18 protein-coding genes are annotated in these 17783 nt (G+C 67.3%); 9 read left to right on the forward strand and 9 right to left on the reverse strand.

The window, feature by feature from the left end; genetic code table 11:
* Positions 1–11: 11 nt before the first annotated feature.
* The 6 genes from ACTPOE_RS15065 (at position 12) to ACTPOE_RS15090 (ending at position 3310) form a co-directional block, all read left to right on the forward strand.
* Positions 12–863, forward strand: coding sequence for a cytochrome C assembly family protein (locus ACTPOE_RS15065; RefSeq protein WP_458873054.1), 852 nt, complete (start codon positions 12–14; stop codon positions 861–863).
* A complete protein-coding gene (locus tag ACTPOE_RS15070) occupies positions 856–1104 on the forward strand; it encodes a PP0621 family protein (RefSeq protein WP_458873055.1) in 249 nt (82 codons plus the stop codon). Before ACTPOE_RS15065 ends, ACTPOE_RS15070 begins: the two co-directional genes overlap by 8 nt.
* A gap of 30 nt (positions 1105–1134) precedes the next feature.
* Positions 1135–1686 carry a 1,6-anhydro-N-acetylmuramyl-L-alanine amidase AmpD gene (gene ampD, locus ACTPOE_RS15075; protein WP_458873056.1) on the forward strand — a complete coding sequence of 184 codons (552 nt, stop codon included), beginning with the start codon at positions 1135–1137 and terminating at the stop codon, positions 1684–1686.
* Between the two features lie 2 nt (positions 1687–1688).
* A complete protein-coding gene (locus ACTPOE_RS15080) occupies positions 1689–2111 on the forward strand; it encodes a VOC family protein (protein WP_458873057.1) in 423 nt (140 codons plus the stop codon).
* 94 nt (positions 2112–2205) lie between these two features.
* Positions 2206–3030: an isocitrate lyase/PEP mutase family protein gene (locus ACTPOE_RS15085; protein ID WP_458873058.1), complete on the forward strand. Its 825-nt coding sequence runs from the start codon at positions 2206–2208 to the stop codon at positions 3028–3030.
* A gap of 91 nt (positions 3031–3121) precedes the next feature.
* A complete protein-coding gene (locus tag ACTPOE_RS15090) occupies positions 3122–3310 on the forward strand; it encodes a hypothetical protein (protein ID WP_458873059.1) in 189 nt (62 codons plus the stop codon).
* Here ACTPOE_RS15090 and ACTPOE_RS15095 read toward each other — a convergent pair.
* From ACTPOE_RS15095 to ACTPOE_RS15105, 3 genes are all read right to left on the reverse strand, one after another.
* Positions 3279–3803 carry a Fic/DOC family protein gene (locus ACTPOE_RS15095; RefSeq protein ID WP_458873060.1) on the reverse strand — a complete coding sequence of 175 codons (525 nt, stop codon included), beginning with the start codon at positions 3801–3803 and terminating at the stop codon, positions 3279–3281. The genes ACTPOE_RS15090 and ACTPOE_RS15095 overlap by 32 nt on opposite strands.
* Positions 3804–3951: 148 nt before the next feature.
* On the reverse strand, positions 3952–4791 hold the full coding sequence (fghA, locus tag ACTPOE_RS15100) for an S-formylglutathione hydrolase (protein WP_458873061.1): 840 nt from the start codon (positions 4789–4791) through the stop codon (positions 3952–3954).
* Positions 4778–5896 (reverse strand): S-(hydroxymethyl)glutathione dehydrogenase/class III alcohol dehydrogenase, encoded by a 1119-nt coding sequence (locus ACTPOE_RS15105; protein WP_458873062.1) that lies wholly within the window; start codon positions 5894–5896, stop codon positions 4778–4780. The genes fghA and ACTPOE_RS15105 overlap by 14 nt, the downstream gene beginning before the upstream one ends.
* 258 nt (positions 5897–6154) lie before the next feature.
* Here ACTPOE_RS15105 and ACTPOE_RS15110 point away from each other — a divergent pair, with 258 nt between their 5' ends.
* The gene (locus ACTPOE_RS15110) at positions 6155–7207 is read left to right on the forward strand and encodes a tetratricopeptide repeat protein (RefSeq protein WP_458873063.1); all 1053 of its coding nucleotides are present in this window, start codon (positions 6155–6157) and stop codon (positions 7205–7207) included.
* A 158-nt stretch (positions 7208–7365) separates the two neighbouring features.
* Here the strand turns inward: ACTPOE_RS15110 and htpG are convergent, their stop codons facing one another.
* Positions 7366–9267, reverse strand: coding sequence for a molecular chaperone HtpG (htpG, locus tag ACTPOE_RS15115; RefSeq protein WP_458873064.1), 1902 nt, complete (start codon positions 9265–9267; stop codon positions 7366–7368).
* Between the two features lie 102 nt (positions 9268–9369).
* Positions 9370–10542: a mechanosensitive ion channel family protein gene (locus ACTPOE_RS15120; protein WP_458873065.1), complete on the reverse strand. Its 1173-nt coding sequence runs from the start codon at positions 10540–10542 to the stop codon at positions 9370–9372.
* Between the two features lie 185 nt (positions 10543–10727).
* Between ACTPOE_RS15120 and ACTPOE_RS15125 the strand changes: the two genes are divergently transcribed.
* Complete coding sequence (locus ACTPOE_RS15125) at positions 10728–12764, forward strand: methyl-accepting chemotaxis protein (RefSeq protein ID WP_458873066.1); 2037 nt, start codon at positions 10728–10730, stop codon at positions 12762–12764.
* Here the strand turns inward: ACTPOE_RS15125 and ACTPOE_RS15130 are convergent.
* Positions 12727–13359 (reverse strand): LysE/ArgO family amino acid transporter, encoded by a 633-nt coding sequence (locus ACTPOE_RS15130; RefSeq protein WP_458873067.1) that lies wholly within the window; start codon positions 13357–13359, stop codon positions 12727–12729. The genes ACTPOE_RS15125 and ACTPOE_RS15130 overlap by 38 nt on opposite strands.
* A 223-nt stretch (positions 13360–13582) precedes the next feature.
* Between ACTPOE_RS15130 and ACTPOE_RS15135 the strand changes: the two genes are divergently transcribed.
* Positions 13583–14527 carry a LysR family transcriptional regulator ArgP gene (locus ACTPOE_RS15135; RefSeq protein WP_458873068.1) on the forward strand — a complete coding sequence of 315 codons (945 nt, stop codon included), beginning with the start codon at positions 13583–13585 and terminating at the stop codon, positions 14525–14527.
* Positions 14528–14547: 20 nt separating this feature from the next.
* Here the strand turns inward: ACTPOE_RS15135 and ACTPOE_RS15140 are convergent, their stop codons facing one another.
* From ACTPOE_RS15140 to ACTPOE_RS15150, 3 genes are read right to left on the reverse strand one after another with little or no spacing between them, the layout of a single operon-like run.
* Entirely contained in the window at positions 14548–16224 is a 1677-nt protein-coding gene (locus tag ACTPOE_RS15140) for a thiamine pyrophosphate-binding protein (protein WP_458873069.1), read from the reverse strand.
* Positions 16221–17138 (reverse strand): delta(1)-pyrroline-2-carboxylate reductase family protein, encoded by a 918-nt coding sequence (locus tag ACTPOE_RS15145; RefSeq protein ID WP_458873070.1) that lies wholly within the window; start codon positions 17136–17138, stop codon positions 16221–16223. Before ACTPOE_RS15145 ends, ACTPOE_RS15140 begins: the two co-directional genes overlap by 4 nt.
* A 20-nt stretch (positions 17139–17158) precedes the next feature.
* Positions 17159–17779 carry a helix-turn-helix domain-containing protein gene (locus tag ACTPOE_RS15150; RefSeq protein ID WP_458873071.1) on the reverse strand — a complete coding sequence of 207 codons (621 nt, stop codon included), beginning with the start codon at positions 17777–17779 and terminating at the stop codon, positions 17159–17161.
* Between the last annotated feature and the right edge of the window lie 4 nt (positions 17780–17783).

The raw sequence follows: 17783 nt of genomic DNA on the forward strand, positions 1-17783 counted from the left end.
CCGATAGGACTATGTCAGTCAGCATTGTATTTCACTTGCTCGCCGCGCTGGCCTATGCCGTACTGGGCATCGCCCTGTGGCGCCCCATCGCGCGGGCGAGCGATGTCCGCCCCACCGGAGCCATCGGCCGCAGCTGCCTGCTGGGCGCCATCGCTCTGCACGGCATCGGCCTGGCCGCCGCCGTCATCGTGCCCACCGGCCTGCACCTGGGCTGGGCGCTGGCTCTGTCCACCGCCATGTGGCTGGGCATGATCGTCTTCTGGATCGAGAACTTCCTGCTGCGCCTGGACAGCCTGCTGCTCCTGCTGCTGCCCGCCGCCGCCCTGGTCAGCCTGCTGGCCGTCGTATTCCCACAAGGCTACCTGGTGCCTCACGCCAGCAACGACTGGCTGCGCGTACACCTGCTGATCGCCATGACGGCCTACGGCCTGATCACCGTCGCCGCCCTGCACGCCATGCTGATGACCGTGCTGGATCGCCACCTGCACCGCCCCATCGAATCCGTCGGCGAACAAGGCGCCATGGGCCGCGCCATGGGCGCCATGCCCCCGCTGCTGACCCTGGAGCAGCTGCTGTTCCGCCTGATCTGGATCGGCTTCGGCGTCCTGACGCTGACCGTCCTGACCGGCATCGTCGTGTCCCTGCGCCTGGGCGGCCACGCCCTGCCCATGGACCACAAGACCGTCTTCACCCTGCTGTCCTGGGCCACTTTCGGCGTCCTGCTGGCGGGGCGCCACATCCAGGGCTGGCGCGGCCGCATCGCCCTGCGCTGGACGCTGGCCGGCTTCGCCTTCCTGCTGCTGTCCTACACAGGCAGCCGGTTCGTCCTGGAAGTCATCCTGCAACGAGGCACTCTTGGGTAAATTCCTGCTCTGGGCGATCATCATCCTGGCCGTCCTGTTCGTCTCCCGCGTCCTGAGCCACCAGAAGGCCCAGGCCCGCCAGGCCGCCGCGCGCCGCCAGGCCGACGACGCGCGCGCCGCGTCCGAAACCATGGTGCGCTGCGCCCACTGCCGCATCTACCTGCCCCGGTCCGAGGCCTACCAGAGCCAGGGCAAGACCTGGTGCTGCGCGGAGCACGCCCGGCTGGGTCTGGGGAAATAAGTGGCGGCGGGGGTGCCTGCCGAACCAGGATTGTCCCTGTCCATCGGGCCGGATGGCTGGCTGGCCGGTGGCTCCGGCGTTCTGCGCCGCCCTTCTCCCAACCACGACCCGCGGCCCGGCGACGAAGATCCCTACCTGCTGGTGATCCACAACATCAGCCTGCCGCCCGGCGTGTTCACGGGCGACGCCATCATCGATTTCTTCCAGAACAGCCTGGACATTGCCTCCCACCCCTGGTTCGAGAACATCCGCGACATGCGGGTCTCCGCCCATTTCCTGATCCGCCGGGACGGGACGATCGTGCAATTCGTGCCGACGGTTTTGCGGGCATGGCATGCGGGGGTGTCGTCCTTCGAAGGCCGCGAACGCTGCAACGACTTTTCCATCGGGATCGAGCTGGAAGGCACGGACACGCTGGCGTACACGGACGCGCAGTACGCACGGCTGGCCGGGCTGGCGGCGGCGATCCGGGCGCGGCATCCGGTCCGGGCAGTACGGGGGCACGAGCATATCGCGCCGGGGCGGAAGACGGATCCAGGGCCTTCCTTCGATTGGGACCGGTTCGAATCAAGCATGAGGTAGCCATGAAGCCACGCGTCACCGTCATCACCCTGGGGGTCGATGACCTGGAACGGTCGCTGCGGTTCTACCGGGATGGCTTGGGACTGGCGACCGAAGGCATCATCGGCCAGGAATTCGAGAACGGCGCCGTCGCGTTTTTCGATCTGCAGCCGGGGTTGAAGCTGGCTGTCTGGCCGCGTGCGAGCCTGGCGAAGGATTCCGGGTTACCACTGAGTTCGGCCAGCGCCACGGAATTCAGCCTGGGGCATAACGTGGCATCCATCGCCGAAGTGGATGCGATCATGGCGCAGGCTGCCGCCGCGGGCGCGGTAATCGTGAAGTCCGCACAGGAGACGTTCTGGGGCGGGTACGCGGGATATTTCCAGGATCCGGACGGGCATCTTTGGGAGGTGGTTTGGAATCCGGGGTTGGTGCCTGGGGAGTGAGAGGATAGTGGCGGTTGGGCTCCAGCCGATAGCTGAAACTCACCCTCATTCGGAATAATAATAAAATCCCCACAGCCCCAGCCCAACACTCCCCATGCCCAACCAAAAATCCCATCTCTTCCGCTCCCTCCACCAAGCCCCCCATGCCTTCATCATCCCCAACCCCTGGGACGTCGGCACGGCGAAACTGCTGGCGGGGATGGGTTTCCAGGCCCTGGCGACCACCAGCGCGGGCTACGCCTATACCCGGGGCCTGTCCGACTATCAGGTCAGCCGGGACCGGATGCTGGCGCACGTCCAAGAACTCGCGGCGGCCACCGACCTGCCGGTCAGCGCGGATATGGAAAGCGGCTATGCGGACACGCTGGACGGCATCGCGGAAACCTACCGCCTGACGGCGCAGGCGGGGGCGGTGGGGGCTTCCATCGAGGACGCCACAGGGCGGACGGACGATCCGATCTTTGATCTGGCCGAAGCGGTGGACCGCGTGACGGCGGCGGTCGAGGCGGTGCGGACGCTGCCCTACCCCTTCACGCTGACGGCACGCGCGGAAAACCATCTGCACGGGCGCACGGAGCTGGCCGACACGATCCGCCGCCTGCAGGCTTATCAAGAGGCCGGCGCCGACGTGCTCTACGCTCCGGGACTGCGCACGCGGGAGGAAATCCTGGCCGTGGCGAGCTCGGTGGACCGGCCGGTGAATGTCCTGATGGGCTCGCCCGGGATGGATTTCACCCTCGACGAATTGTCGGACATGGGCGTGAAGCGCATCAGCGTCGGCAGCGCGCTCAGCCGCGCGGCGTTCGGCGCCTTCCTGCGCGCCGGCCGCGAAATGGCGGAACACGGCACCTTCACCTTCGGGGAAGACGCCGTCAGCTACGCGGACATGGCCCGGCTGCTCGATCCCCGCAACTCATAGCGCGAACAGCGTAGGATGGGCACCACAACAGGATGGCTTCGCCCAGGTCCAGGCGGTAAAATAGAACATTCCTTCCGAATCAGGCATTTTCATGTCCAATCAGCGCATGCATCAACCGCCGAGCCAGGAAGCCATCCTGCGTGCCGTGGCCAGCTCCACAGCCATCGAAACGGGTCAACGCATCGCTGATATCGAAGCAAAACTGCGTGGTGGGGACAGCCATCTTCCCCAGGTTTCACTGGCGACGCTCAGCCGCTCTGCCCAGCCAGCGCAACGTTGACCAATGCGCGCATGGGCGCGTAGTCCATGCCCACGCCGCGTTGGATCGCGGTGAAATACGCAGCCTTGTCCGCATCCCATCGGCTGTAGTCCAGCGGCCCATGCCCGGCCTGCACGGCCATCACATCCGCCAGCAGGCGCGACACGCGCCCGTTGCCTTCACGAAACGGATGAATGAGGATCAGTTCGACATGGCAGACGGCGATGGCCTCGGTCAGCGAATCATCGTCCACATCATGGCACGGCGTGTGGCGATGCAGGTATTTCCGCTCGAACTCATCCAGCAATCGGGGGATCTGCATGGCGGCGGCGAAATGAAAACCGTCCTTGCTCATGTTGACCGATCGAGGCTGCCCGGCCCAATCGTATAAATTGCCCAGCCACTGGCGATGCCATCCCATCAGATCGGCCACATCCAGCCGCCGATTGGGAAACCGCTCCCGCATCACTCGTTCATAGAGCCGCAGCAACAGTCTCGTCTCGAGTTCGTCCATCACCGCCGGATCCGTGATGCCTTGCCGATTCCGCAGCACCTGATCGTTCGATCCGGGCTGGCATTCGGCCTGCGGGCCGGTGGCTTGATAGCGGTTGGCAGTCATGGCCGTGCCCCATTGATGGAAGGATCCGAGGGGGGGCAGCCCCCTATCCTCGCAATGCCCCCGCGTGGAACGCGATGTGTTCCCCGATGAAGCTGGCGATGAAATAATAGCTGTGATCGTACCCGGCATGCCGGCGCACGGTGGACAGATACCCCGCCTCGAGGCACGCCGCCTCGAATAGTTCAGTCCGCAGCTGCTCCTCCAGGAATTCATCATCCAGGCCCTGGTCCACCAGCATCGGCAAATGATCGGCGGGGGACGCCGCGCGGATCAGCGCCACCGCGTCCCACTGTCCCCAGGCCTCGCAATCCTCGCCCAGGTAGGCGGCGAAGGCCTTTTGCCCCCAGGGCACCTGCGAAGGCGCGACGATGGGCGAAAACGCGGACACGCTGCGATAGCGCCCGGGATGGCGCAAGGCGGTGACCAGCGCGCCGTGGCCGCCCATGGAATGACCGGCGATGCCGCGCGCCGCCGACGCAGGAAAATGCTGTTCGATCAGGGCGGGCAGTTCATCGGCCACATAGTCCTGCATGCGGTAATGGGCCGCCCAGGGCGCTTGCGTGGCGTTCAGGTAGAAACCCGCGCCCTGGCCCAGGTCGTAGGCCGGGTCGTCGGCCACGCCCTCGCCGCGCGGGCTGGTGTCCGGCGCGACCAGAATCAGGCCGTGACGCTCGGCATGGGCCTGGGCGCCGGCCTTGGTGATGAAGTTCTGTTCCGTGCAGGTCAGGCCGGACAGCCAGTACAGCACGGGGCACGATTCCCCGCGCAGGGCGGCCGAGGGCAGGAAGACGCCGACGCGCATGTCGCAGCCCAGCGCGTCGGACGCATGCCGCCAGACTTCCTGGCGTCCGCCGAAGCAGGCGTGCCGTTCAACGCGTTCCATAGTGCACCACCGAGCGGATCGACTTGCCTTCGTGCATCAGGTCGAAGGCCTCGTTGATGCCGTCCAGCGCCATGGTGTGGGTGACGAAGGGCGCCAGGTCGATGTCGCCGCGCATGGCTTCCTGGACCATGCCGGGCAGTTGCGAACGGCCCTTGACGCCGCCGAAGGCGGTACCGCGCCAGGAGCGTCCGGTGACCAGCTGGAACGGCCGGGTGGAGATTTCCTGGCCGGCGCCCGCGACGCCGATGATGATGGACTGGCCCCAGCCCCGGTGGGCGCATTCCAGCGCGGCGCGCATGACGTTGACGTTGCCGATGCACTCGAAGCTGTGGTCCACGCCCCAGCCGGTCATGCCGACGATGACCTGCTGGACGGGTTCGGCGTGGTCCTTGGGGTTGACGCAGTCGGTGGCGCCGAAGACTTTCGCCAGCGCGAACTTGTCGGGGTTGGTGTCCACGGCGATGATGCGCCCGGCCCCCGCCTGGCGCGCGCCCTGGACCACGGCCAGGCCGATGCCGCCCAGGCCGAAGACGGCCACGGAGTCGCCGGGCTGGACCTTGGCGGTGTTGCGCACGGCGCCGATGCCGGTGGTCACGCCGCAGCCCAGCAGGCAGACCTGTTCCGGATTGGCGTTCGGGTCGATCTTCGCCAGGGAGACTTCCGCGACGACGGTGTATTCGCTGAAGGTCGAGCAGCCCATGTAGTGATAGATGGGCTTGCCCTGATAGGAGAAGCGCGTGGTGCCGTCGGGCATGACGCCCTTGCCCTGGGTGGCGCGCACGGCCACGCACAGATTGGTCTTGCCCGACTTGCAAAACAGACATTCGCCGCATTCGGCGGTGTACAGGGGGATGACATGGTCGCCCGGCGCGACGCTGGCGACGCCCTCGCCGACCTCGACGACGATGCCCGCGCCCTCATGGCCGAGCACCGCCGGGAACATGCCTTCGGGGTCGTCGCCGCTCAGGGTGAAGGCGTCGGTGTGGCAGACGCCGGTATGGGTGATCCGGATCAGGACCTCGCCCTTGCGGGGCGGTTCGACGTCGATCTCGACGATCTGCAGGGGCTTGCCGGCCTCGAAGGCCACGGCGGCGCGGGATTTCATCAGCAGGACTCCAATTCGGTCTGACTCAAAGGGGTTCAGGGCCGATTATGGACAGAAGCCGGCTGGAAAACAAACCGCCCCGCAACGGACGACCTCTCAATCATGATCCCATTCCCTACTCATCCACGCCCCCCGAACATTCATTCAAACGCAGGATGCGAGCATCGACACCGGCTGCTACTGTGAATAAACCGGTCCGGTCACGAAAACCCGGCCCCCACGCCCCCTCATCCGCCCTACGCCCCAAGGGAGGCTCACATGCACACGCGCTTCCATCTGCTGTTCCTGGCCTTCGCCCTGACAATGATGATGCCCGGTTCCCCGGCTTACGCCGGCTACGAGGAAGGCGTGCAGGCCGCCGACCGGGGGGACTACGCCACGGCCATCAAGGAATGGCAGCCATTGGCCGACCAGGGCGACCCCCGGGCCCAGTTCCGCATCGGCCTGTGCTATGACAACGGCGAAGGCGTCGCCGAAGACCCCGCAGCCGCGGCCCGCTGGTATCAGCTGGCCGCCGACCAAGGCCACGCCGGGGCGCAGAACAATCTGGCCTGGGCCTACAGCCATGGCAAGGGCGTGCCGCAAGACGACAAGCAGGCGCTGGAATGGTACGAAAAGTCCGCCATCGGCGGCAATGCCTGGGCGCAATACAACCTGGGGGTACGCTACCAGGAAGGCCGGGGCGTGCCGCAGCGATACAGCGAAGCCGCCCGCTGGTACAAGCTGGCCGCCGACCAGGGCCATCCGCTCGCCATGGCTAATCTCGGCCTGCTGCTGACCGAAGGCGAAGGCGTCGTCAAGGACGATGCCATGGCGGCGACCCTGTTCCGTCTCTCCGCCGAACGCGGTGCCGCCATCGGTCAGCACAATCTGGGGCTGGCCTACCGCCTGGGACGCGGCGTCGAGCAGGATTTTCAGCAGGCCCGGCTCTGGTACCTGAAGGCGGCCGAACAGGGATACGCGCCCGCGGAACACAATCTGGGGGCGCTATACGAGCAAGGACTGGGCGTGGACAAGAACCTCGACACGGCGCGGCAGTGGTACCGGCGCGCGGCCGCGCGCGGCTACGCCTTGAGCCAGAACGCGCTGGGCCTGCTGTACGTGCGGGGCGCGGGGGTGCCGCAGGACAAAGTGCTGGCCGCCGCCCTGTTCCTGCTGGCGGCCGCCGACGGCAACCCGCAAGCCAAGAGCAACGTGCAGCACATCCGCACCGAACTGAATCAGACCGAGCAAGACCAGGCGATGGCGCTGGCAAAACAATTCGCCCACACGGACGACTTCCTGAAGATGCTGGACCAGCGCGCCTCTTAAGCCATCCAGGCGGCTTGCAAGGCGCTCCGATTCGCCAGGCGTAGGGCACCCGCAGGGGCTGTCCTGCGCCTACGTCCGGGCTGCCCCACCTCGCGGCCTGCATGCCGCTCGGATTCGACCGGCTCAGGATGGTCCGCGGGGACCATCCTGAGCCGGTCTCATCCCAGCAGCAGCGCGTTCACCCGCTTCACGAAAGCCGCGGGGTCCTTCAGCGCCGCGCCTTCGGCCAGCATGGCCTGGTCCAGCAGCAGTTCGGCCCAGTCGCCGAACGACTCGTCGGGCTGCGCCTCCAGGCGCTTGACCAGGGCGTGCTGCGGGTTCACTTCCAGGATGGGCTTGACCTCGGGGGCGTCCTGGCCGGCGGCCTTGAGCATGCGCAGCAGGTGCGGGCTGAGCTCGTGCTCGTCCACGACCACGCAGGCGGGCGAATCCACCAGGCGGGCGGTGGCGCGGACTTCCTTGACGCGCTCGCCCAGTACGGTCTTCAGGCGCTCGATGGTCGGCTTGAAGGCCTCGGCGGCCTCGGCCTGCTGCTTCTTTTCCTCCTCGTCGGCGAGGGCGTCCAGATCCAGGCCGCCCTTGGCGACCGAAGCCAGGGCCTTGCCTTCGAATTCACGCAGGTAGGACAACATCCATTCGTCCACGCGGTCGGACAGCAGCAGGACTTCCAGGCCCTTGCGGCGGAAGACTTCCAGGTGCGGGCTGTGCGCGGCGGCGGCGTAGGAATCGGCGCTCAGGTAGTAGATCTTGTCCTGGCCTTCCTTCATGCGGGCGATGTAGTCGGCCAGGGACACGGTCTGCGCGGGACTGTCGGACTGGGTGGACGCGAAGCGCAGCAGGCCGGCGATGCGGTCCTTGTTGGCGGGGTCCTCGCCCACGCCTTCCTTCAGCACTTGGCCGAACTGGGTCCAGAATTCCGCGTATTCCTCGGGCCTGTCCTTGGCCAGGTCTTCGAGCAGGCCCAGGATGCGCTTGGCGGAGCCTTCGCGGATGGCGCGCACGTCGCGGCTTTCCTGCAGGATTTCCCGCGAGACGTTCAGCGGCAGGTCGGCGGAATCGACCACGCCGCGCACGAAGCGCAGGTAGGCCGGCAGCAGCTGGTCGGCGTCGTCCATGATGAAGACGCGCTTGACGTACAGCTTCACGCCCCGGCGGGCATCGCGGTCATACAGGTCGAAGGGCGCGCGCTTCGGGACGAACAGCAGCTGGGTGTATTCGCTGCGGCCCTCGACGCGGTTGTGCGTCCAGGCCAGCGGGTCCTCGTAGTCGTGGGCGACGTGCTTGTAGAACTCCTTGTACTGCTCGTCGGTGATGTCGGACTTGGACCGCGTCCACAGGGCGTTGGCCTGATTGACGGTCTCCCATTCGTCCTTGGTCACCTGCTCGGACTTTTCGGCGTCCCACTCTTCCTTCTTCATCTCGATGGGCAGGGAGATGTGGTCGGAATAGCGGCGCAGGACTTCGCGCAGCTTCCAGCCGGACAGGAATTCGTCCTCGTCGGCGCGCAGGGTCAGGGTGACGGACGTGCCGCGCGCCTCGCGGTCGATCGCGGACACGGAGAACTCGCCCTGACCGTCGGATTCCCAGAGCACGCCCTCAGACGCCGGCAAGCCGGCGCGGCGGCTGCGCACGGCGACCTTTTCCGCGACGATGAAGGATGAATAGAAACCCACGCCGAACTGGCCGATCAGCTGGGCGTCTTTCTGCTTGTCACCGGTCAGCTGGGAAAAGAATTCGCGCGTGCCGGACCGGGCGATGGTGCCCAGGTTGGCGATGGCCTCGTCGCGCGACAGGCCGATGCCGTTGTCGGTGATGGTGACGGTGCGGGCGGCCTTGTCGAACTCGACGCGGATGCGCAGGTCGGAATCGCCTTCGAGCAGTTCCGGATGGTCGATGGCCTCGAAACGCAGCTTGTCGCAGGCGTCGGAGGCGTTGGACACGAGTTCGCGCAGGAAGATTTCCTTGTTGCTGTACAAGGAATGGATCATCAGGTGCAGCAACTGCTTGACTTCAGCCTGGAAGCCCAGGGTTTCAGCCGTCTTGGTGTCGGTTTCGCTCATGATTCGGGTGGGTTCGAAGGTTCTTGCGGGATTGCGCGGCGCCCCGCACGGCGCGCCGGCGGGGCGGACTGCAGGATCATGTGGGGCCGGCGGGCATGGTTTTCAAGACCCGGCCGACGGCAGCGGCGGCGGCATCGGCGGCAGGGTCCCGCCCGCCTCCGGCCCACCTGGCGTGCGGACCGGCGCCCGCAGCTGCGGCATCTCGACAGTGGACGCCGGGCCGGTCATGCGCGCGCCGTGGCGACGGATGATGTCGGCGATCTTCAGCAGGACGTCTTCCTGAGTGTCCATATAGTCGTTGTAGTCGGTGCCGACCGTGAAGGCGTACAGGGACAGCTTCAGGGAAAATGTTCCGCAGCTGCTGAAGTTGAAGGCGAAGAAATCGTGCTTCACTCCGGGGTGCTGGCGCAGCATGGCCCGCACATCGGCGACGATGACCGGCACGACGTCGATGTCGGCGTAGCGGATGTGGATGTCCTCCATGATGCGGCGGCTGGTCATGCGGGTGTGGTTGATGACCGGCTGAGTGTTGAACATGGCGTTGGGTACGTAGAAGGGCTTGCAGTCGAAGCCGATCAGGCGCGTGGCGCGCCAGCCGATGTGCTCGACCCCGCCCATCAGGTCGGTGCCGGGGATGATGATGTATTCGCCGACCTTGAACGGACGACTGGCGAAGATCGTCAGCCCGCCCAGCAGGTTGGCCACCAGGCTCTGCGCGGCGAAGCCCACGGCGATGCCGCCCATGCCGCCGAAAGCCAGCAGGCCGGCGATGGAAAACCCCAGCGCCTGCATCATCATCAGGATGGCCGTGATGACGACGGACGCCTTGGTCAGCTTGCCGATGGCGTCGGCCGCCGTGGGGTCGAGCTCGCGACCATGCTCGCGCGCCCGCAACAGCAGGTTGTCCTGGATACGGTTGACCGCGCGCAGCAGCAGCCACATCACCGCCAGGATCACGCCTACATCGCGGATCGGCGCCAGGCCATGCGACAGCAGAGAGTCCTTGGCGAAATCGCCGACGGCCTCCCGCAACAGGATCTGGCTGGCCAGCGCGATGCCCAGCACCCAGACCAGCAGCTGCACCGGCAACGCGGCGCCCGCCAGCAGGCCGTGTCCCCAGGCATGCCGCACGGGATGCAGGCGGCGGGCGATGCGTTCCAGCACGAGCCGCAGGAAACCGCCGATCAGGAGGGAGCCCAGGACGGCGGCGAACACCAGGATGACGGTCCGCCACTCATGGTAGACCGCCGTCAATTGATCAAGAAAAGAAGACAAACCACGAAACTCCGGTTGAAATCGATGACGCCCCAGTGTATCGGCCGGCCAGGGGAGCCTTCAAATCGCCGCTGTCCGTGAATAGTCCTTATTTGTTTCCAGATATCTCCGGATGGTGGGCGATCCGCTAAGGTTATCCCGCAGGAAAAACGACGCTTCCCGCATCATCCCGCAGGAGACACACCATGTCCGGACGACGCACGGGCCCCGACGCGGGCCGTATGGCGCGCGCCACACTCGGCAACCAGCTGTTCATCGCCGCCACCCTGATCACCATCCTGGTGATGGCGGTCCTGGCCTCCATCATCACCTGGCAGAACCGGCAGACGGCGATCGACAACGTCGGCGCCGCCAACCGCTATGGACTGCGGGGCTACGATCGCACCCTGCAGCTGATCTACGACATCGCCCACAAGCGCAGCGAGTCCCTGTATCCGGTGCTGATCCGCTATATGAGCGGCGAGCCCAAGCCCACCGGCCGGGTCGAGAACGGACTGCCGGTCTTCAAGTCCTCCGGCATGCCCGTCAACGGCGACCAGGACCTGATGCGCAGTGTCACCGGCATGTCGGCCGAGGTCTACGCCCGCACAGACAAGGGCTGGACACGCATCGCCAGCGCCTACCAGGACCGGCCGGACCACGCCCTGGGCCAGGTCCTGGATCCCTCCGATCCCATCGCCCAGGCCCTGGACCGGGGCGAGGTCACGCACACGCCCGGCCTGATCGGCGGCAAATGGCACCTGATCACGGTCAATCCGCTCAAAGACGGCGGCAGGGTCTACGGCGGCATCGTCGACCACCTGGACATCAGCGCCCAGATCGATCCGGTGCTGAAAGACCTGACCGAGACCAAACTGGCCGGATACGGCCAGCTGTTCGTGCTGCGTCCGGCGGCCGACCGCAAGGACTGGATCCGTGTCGCGGGCACCTTCGGCAAGCCCGGAGATCTGTTCAGCGCCGGCAATCCGCCGGACGACTTCGCGGCCATGAATGGCGCCTTCCAGTCGGCCTCGTCCGGAGTGACGCGCGTCACGGTCAGAGGCCAGGAAATCTTCCTGGCCTGGCAGACGGTGCCCAACTGGGGCTGGCTGATGTACGGCTTCGGTGGTGTCGACGACTACCTGGCCGCGAGCACCCGCGAGATGTGGGTCCAGCTGGGCGTGATGCTGCTGGGCACGCTGCTGATTTCCCTGCTGATCCGCTGGCTGGCCCGCCGCACCCTGAGGCCCGTGCGGGACGTGGTGGTGGGCATGCAGCGGCTGGGCGCCGGCGACCTGACCCATGAAATCCCGGACAGTCCGAACGACAGCCGCAATGAGGTCCACCAGTTGCTGGACAGCCTGCGCGGCACCCAGGAGGCCCTGCGGCGCATGATCCTCCAGGTGCGCCGCGGCGTCGGCGGGATTCACACCGGCGCGCGCGAGATCGCCGTGGGCAACACGGACCTGTCCAGCCGCACGGAAGAGCAGGCCGCCTCCCTGCAGGAGACGGCCGCCAGCATGGAGGAACTGGCCTCCACCGTGCGCCAGAATGCCGACAACGCCCGCCAGGCCGACCAGCAGGCCGCGAGCGCCTCGCAGACCGCCCACCAGGGCGAACAGGCCGTCCACGGCATGGTGGACACCATGAAGCGCATCGCCGACAGCTCGTCCCGCATCACCGACATCATCGGCGTGATCGACAGTATTGCCTTCCAGACCAACATCCTGGCCCTGAACGCCGCGGTCGAGGCCGCGCGCGCCGGAGAGGAGGGCCGCGGCTTCGCCGTGGTGGCTGGCGAGGTCCGCGCCCTGGCGCAACGGTCCGCCGACGCCGCGCGCGAGATCAAGACGCTGATCGAGGCGGCATCCAGGGAAGTGGAATCCGGCACCCGCCAGGCGGGAGACGCGGGCACCACCATGCAGGAAGTCCTGGCGGCGGTCAACCGGGTGACGCACATCATGGGGGAGATCGCCTCGGCCTCCGATGAGCAGTCCACCGGGATCGACCAGGTGAACCTGGCGGTCACCCGGATGGATCAGGTGACGCAGCAGAACGCCGCGCTGGTCGAGCAGGCGGCGGCCGCCGCCGACTCCCTGCGGGAGCAGGCCGACCATCTGGCCGACACCGTGGCGGTGTTCCGCACCGGGGAAACCGGTGAGGAGGCCCCGCCCTCGGCCGCGCGGGCGTACCGCGCCTGCCGGGCTAGAAAGGAAGCAGGCGCCAGGCCAGCAGGAACATGACGGCGGCGATGCCGCCGTCCAGCCAGCGCCAGGCCCCGGGCTTGCGGAACAGGGGGGCGCACAGCCGCGATCCCAGACCCAGCGCCGCCAGCCACAGCACGCTGGCCGTCAGCGCCCCGGCGGCGAAGCCGAAGCGGGCATCGGCGAACCCGTGGGCAATCGAACCCAGCACCATCATGTCCAGCCAGAAATGCGGGTTGAGCAGCGTGAAGCCCACCGCCCCCAGCAGGGCGGCGCGGCGCGAGGACACCGCCGCCTGGTCGGCCCGGGGGCCGGCGGCCGGACGCCAGGCCCGGCGCGCCGACTGGATGCCGTACCACGACAGGAACACGACCCCGCACCACAGCACGGCATCCGCCAGCCCGGGAAGCCAGGTCGTCAGCGCCCGCAGGCCCGACACGCTACCGAAGATGAAGAAGGCGTCGATCAGGGCGCACACCAGCAGAATGACGCTCAGGTGCGCCCGGGCGATGCCCTGGCGCAGGATGAAGGTGCTTTGCGCCCCCACCACGGCGAACATGCCCAGCCCCGTCAGCGTCCCGCTGGTCCAGGCGGCGACCAGGGGGGAAACAGTGGGAATGGCGGCGGCGAACATCGGAAACTCCTGCGGCGGAAAAAGAAAGACGGAAAACGAAGCGGCGGATGGCGCACGGCCGGAACCGCCCATCGGGATCGGGCGCCGCGCATCATTCAGGACCGCATTGTGCGCAAGATACGATATAAAATACAGCTAATTTATTTAAATATAGTTTAGTAAATCTTAATCAATCGATCCGGCGCCCGCCCGGTACCGGATGTCGAACTCCGGGACGCACCCCATGCAACTCGATCACGACAACCTGCGCGCCCTGGCGGCCGTGGTCCGCGAAGGCAGCTTCGAGCGGGCCGCCACCGCCCTGCACGTCACCCCCTCCGCCGTATCCCAGCGCATCAAGACACTGGAATCCCGCATGGGGCGGCTGCTGGTCCTGCGCACCATCCCCGCGCAGCCCACGGACGACGGCCGCATCCTGGTTCGACTGGCCGAACAGGCCGCTCTGCTGGAGCACGAGGCCCTGGACCGCCTGGGCATGGGCGAGGACCGCCCCGCGCCCAGCTTGCGCGTCGCCGTCAATCACGACAGCCTGGAAACCTGGTTCATCGAGGCGGCCACCCGCTATGCGGAACAGACCCGCACGACGCTGGACCTGGTTTCCGAGGATCAGGACCACACGGCCGCCCTGCTGCGCAACGGCAGCGTACTGGCGGCCGTCACCACCCTGGGCGATCCTGTGCAAGGCTGCAAGGTCCACACGCTGGGCCGCATGCGCTACATGGCCACTTGCACGCCCGCCTTCCACGCCCGGCATTTCGCCCGGGGCGTCACGCCGGAAGCCCTGGCGCGCGCCCCGGTCCTGATCTTCAACCGCAAGGACGACCTGCAGGCGCAGTTCGCGCGCGGCATCATGGGCGACACACCCTGGCAGCCGCCGACCTGGTGGGTGCCCTCGTCCCATGCCTTCGTATCGGCTACCCTGGCCGGGCTGGGCTGGACCATGAACCCGCTGCCCATGGTCCGCGAGGCACTGGACGCGGGCCGCCTGGTGTCCCTGCGCGCGCGGGCCTGGCACGACGTACCGCTGTACTGGCAGCACTGGCGCACCGGATCACACACCATGGAACGGCTGACCTCGGCCGTGCTGAAGGCTGCCCGCGCCCTGGTGCGCCCGGCCCGCGCGGCGGGACCGGCCGTCGGGGAAGCGGCCGGACGGCCCCCGGCCTGAGTCCCGTCCGGACCCCGCTGTCAAGCGCCCTGGCGCAGGCGGCTCAGGGTCATGGTCGGCGTGATGGCCTCCGGATCCAGCAGGCAATGCAGGATGGCCGGCAAGCCACTGTCCAGGGCGCGCCGCAGCGCCGGGACGAAGTCTTCCGTCGTCTCGACGCGTTCGCCATGGCCGCCGAAGGCGCGCGCATAGGCCGCGAAATCGGGATTGCGCAGCGCGGTCGCCGACACCCGGCCGGGATAGCGCCGCTCCTGGTGCATGCGGATGGTGCCGAACATGCCGTTGTCGATCAGGATCACCAGAATAGGCAAGCCGTACTGGACCGCCGTGGCGAATTCCTGGCCGTGCATCATGAAGCAGCCGTCGCCCGCCAGGCACACCACCCGACGGTCCGGATAGAGGCGCTGGGCGGCCACCGCCGCGGGCAGACCGTAACCCATCGATCCCGAAGTGGGCGCCAGTTGAGTGCCATAGGCGCGAAAGCGGTAGAAGCGGTGCAGCCAGGTGGCGTAATTGCCGGCCCCGTTCGTCAGGATGGCGTCTTCGGGCAGCACCGCGTTCAGATGCGCCATCACCCGGCCCATCTGCAGGGCGCCGGGATGTTCGATGGCCGACGGATCGCTCCATTCCTGACGCCGCGCATGCAGCCGCTCGCAGCGCTGGCGGCGCGCCGCCGTCGCCGTGGGCGCCAGGGACTCGATCGCGCGCACCCAGGTTCCGGGGGCGCAGGCCATGGCGATGTCCGCCTGGTAGACGCGGTTCAGTTCACCGACGTCGGGATGCACGTGAACCAGCGTCTGGGACGGATTCGGCACGTCGAGCAGCGTATAGCCCTGGCTGGGGATTTCAGACAGGCGTCCGCCCACGGCCAGGATCAGGTCGGATTCGCGGATCGCCTCCAGCAGCCGGGGATCGGCGCCCAGCCCCAGGTCGCCGATGAAACAGGGATGGTCCACGGGGCACAGCATCTGACGGCGGAACTGCACCGCCACCGGCAGGGCGTGGCGTTCGGCGAAAACACCGAACGCCTGCACGGAACGGGCGCTCCAGCGGCTGCCGCCGAGGAGGGCCAGGGGCCGTTTCGCATCCGCCAGGCGGTCGGCCAGGGCCTGGATCTGCGCGGCCGAAGGCAGGGTTTCCGGCACGTGACAGGGCCGCGCATCGGCCACCGCCACGGTTTCGCCCAGCATGTCCTCCGGCAGGGCCAGCACCACCGGTCCCGGCCGCCCGGACAGCGCCACGTGGAAGGCGCGCGACAGGTATTCGGGGATGCGTTCCGCCTGGTCAATCTCGGCCGCCCACTTGACCTGGGAACCGAACACGGCGCGATAGTCCATTTCCTGGAAGGCCTCGCGGTCCCGCATCGCCCGGTCGATCTGTCCGACCAGCAGGATCAGGGGCGTGGAATCCTGGGACGCCACGTGCACCCCCGCGAACGCATTGGCGGCGCCCGGCGCCCGGGTCACCAGACACACCCCGGGCCGGCCGGTCAGCTTGCCGTAGGCCTCGGCCATGATGGCGGCCCCGCCTTCCTGGCGGCAGACCGTGACCTGGATATCGGCGTCGACCAGACCGTCGAGCACGGGCAGATAACTTTCCCCCGGCACGCAGAACACGTGTTCCGTGCTGTGCAGGCGCAACTGATCCACCAGGATATGCCCGGCCATGCGGGGGCCGGCGCTGGAATGCGAAGTCATGAAGGATTCCTTTGCGAAATTTGATCGGAATGCAGGGCGCAGCGCGCGGCGGCCAGATCCCAGGCCGCGCAGCCGACGGATTTGAAGACAGCCGCGCCTTCAGGCGGCCCGTCCGCCAGCAAGCCCGCCAGAGAGCGCACACGCGACCAATCCACGTCCGCCTGCAAATAGTCGCCCGCTTCGTGCCGGGCGCCTTCGGGATCGTCCACGAACAAGTGACTGCCCGCCAGCGTCCGCGCGCCGATTTCTGCCAGGTCGTCACGGTAGGCTCCCACGCCGATCACCAGCCGGCCGGCACGCGGGGGCTGGTCGTACACCGGCACCGCACTGGTCGTCGCCGTGATGACCAGATCGGCGGCCGGATCGACCTGGCCGGCGGCCCGCACCCGGCTGTCGCCGCAGGCCTGGGCAAAGAAGTCGGCCCGGCCCGGCGCATGGCCGATCGCATCGATCCGCAGGTCCGGATACAGTCCGAGCAGGGCTTGGACATGGCCCGTCGCCTGGGTGCCGGTGCCAAATATCGCGGCATGGCGGGGACCGCCGGGCCGCAGACGGCTGACAGCCAGCATCGACACCGCCGCCGTGCGCCGCGTCGTGACGGTCGGCCCGTCCAGCAACAGGCGCAGGCGGCCCGTCTCGCCGTCATAGACCGACACCATGCCGTTGATGGTCGGCAGCCCCAACGCGCGATTGTCCGGCGCGACATTGACCAGTTTGTGGATGCCCACGTCCGCCGCCGTGGCCGGCATGGACAGCATGACCGCCCCGCCGGGAAACGGCACCGCCTGCCGCGCCGGCGCGCACAGACGGCCCGCCGTCATGTCCTCTGCCGCCCGGGCGATCTCCCGCATCAGGGCCGGGAACGGCAACAGCGCCGCCGTCCGGGCCGCATCGCAGACCTGCAGATCACTCATGTGCCTCTCCTTGGATCCTTTTATTCATGCTTCGGATCCGGCAGACTCAATTCCCCAGGCGTGGTGCTCACCCACAACACCCGCGCCTCGGCCGCGCCCTTGTTGACCACCCGATGCCCCATCCGGCTGTCGATGTAGAAGCAATCGCCGGCCTGCAGGGTTTCGGGCTGGTAGAACTCGGTGTGCAATTCGATCTCGCCTTCCAGGACGTAGACGAACTCTTCCCCCTCGTGACGGCTCCAGCCTTCGTTGGCCTCCAGCGTCCAGGCTTTGATCCGGGAATCGAACGGCATCATGCGCTTGTTGGCCAATTGGGAACAGAGCAAGCGATGGCGATACAGCGGCGTATCGTGAAGATTGCCCTGCCCAGCCCGTTCGATGCTGCGCCGCCCCGCGCCCATATGCGCCTGCGCGGGCACAAACAGTTCGGCGACGTCCACTCCCAGGCCGTGAGCCAGGTTCAGCAACACATCGTAGGTCGGGGAAATCAAGCCGTTTTCGATCTTGGACAGCGTGGATGTAGAAATCCCGCTGGCCTTGCCCGCCTGCCCCTGCGTCCAGCCCCGTTGCAGCCGCAACGCCTTGAGGCGTCCGGCCAACGCGGATTGCTGTTCCTTGACGACGGCTTTATCTACTTTCAATTCC

The sequence above is a fragment of the Castellaniella sp. WN genome (assembly GCF_054457555.1).

Excerpts from the sequence above, each read along its gene's own strand:
- ACTPOE_RS15065 (WP_458873054.1), top strand. The coding sequence starts at position 12 with ATGTCAGTCAGCATTGTATTTCACTTGCTCGCCGCGCTGGCCTATGCC.
- ACTPOE_RS15080 (WP_458873057.1), top strand. The coding sequence starts at position 1,689 with ATGAAGCCACGCGTCACCGTCATCACCCTGGGGGTCGATGACCTGGAA.
- ACTPOE_RS15085 (WP_458873058.1), top strand. The coding sequence starts at position 2,206 with ATGCCCAACCAAAAATCCCATCTCTTCCGCTCCCTCCACCAAGCCCCC.
- ACTPOE_RS15090 (WP_458873059.1), top strand. The coding sequence starts at position 3,122 with ATGTCCAATCAGCGCATGCATCAACCGCCGAGCCAGGAAGCCATCCTG.
- ACTPOE_RS15095 (WP_458873060.1), bottom strand. The coding sequence starts at position 3,803 with ATGGACGAACTCGAGACGAGACTGTTGCTGCGGCTCTATGAACGAGTG.
- fghA (WP_458873061.1), bottom strand. The coding sequence starts at position 4,791 with ATGGAACGCGTTGAACGGCACGCCTGCTTCGGCGGACGCCAGGAAGTC.
- ACTPOE_RS15105 (WP_458873062.1), bottom strand. The coding sequence starts at position 5,896 with ATGAAATCCCGCGCCGCCGTGGCCTTCGAGGCCGGCAAGCCCCTGCAG.
- ACTPOE_RS15110 (WP_458873063.1), top strand. The coding sequence starts at position 6,155 with ATGCACACGCGCTTCCATCTGCTGTTCCTGGCCTTCGCCCTGACAATG.
- htpG (WP_458873064.1), bottom strand. The coding sequence starts at position 9,267 with ATGAGCGAAACCGACACCAAGACGGCTGAAACCCTGGGCTTCCAGGCT.
- ACTPOE_RS15125 (WP_458873066.1), top strand. The coding sequence starts at position 10,728 with ATGTCCGGACGACGCACGGGCCCCGACGCGGGCCGTATGGCGCGCGCC.
- ACTPOE_RS15130 (WP_458873067.1), bottom strand. The coding sequence starts at position 13,359 with ATGTTCGCCGCCGCCATTCCCACTGTTTCCCCCCTGGTCGCCGCCTGG.
- ACTPOE_RS15135 (WP_458873068.1), top strand. The coding sequence starts at position 13,583 with ATGCAACTCGATCACGACAACCTGCGCGCCCTGGCGGCCGTGGTCCGC.
- ACTPOE_RS15140 (WP_458873069.1), bottom strand. The coding sequence starts at position 16,224 with ATGACTTCGCATTCCAGCGCCGGCCCCCGCATGGCCGGGCATATCCTG.
- ACTPOE_RS15145 (WP_458873070.1), bottom strand. The coding sequence starts at position 17,138 with ATGAGTGATCTGCAGGTCTGCGATGCGGCCCGGACGGCGGCGCTGTTG.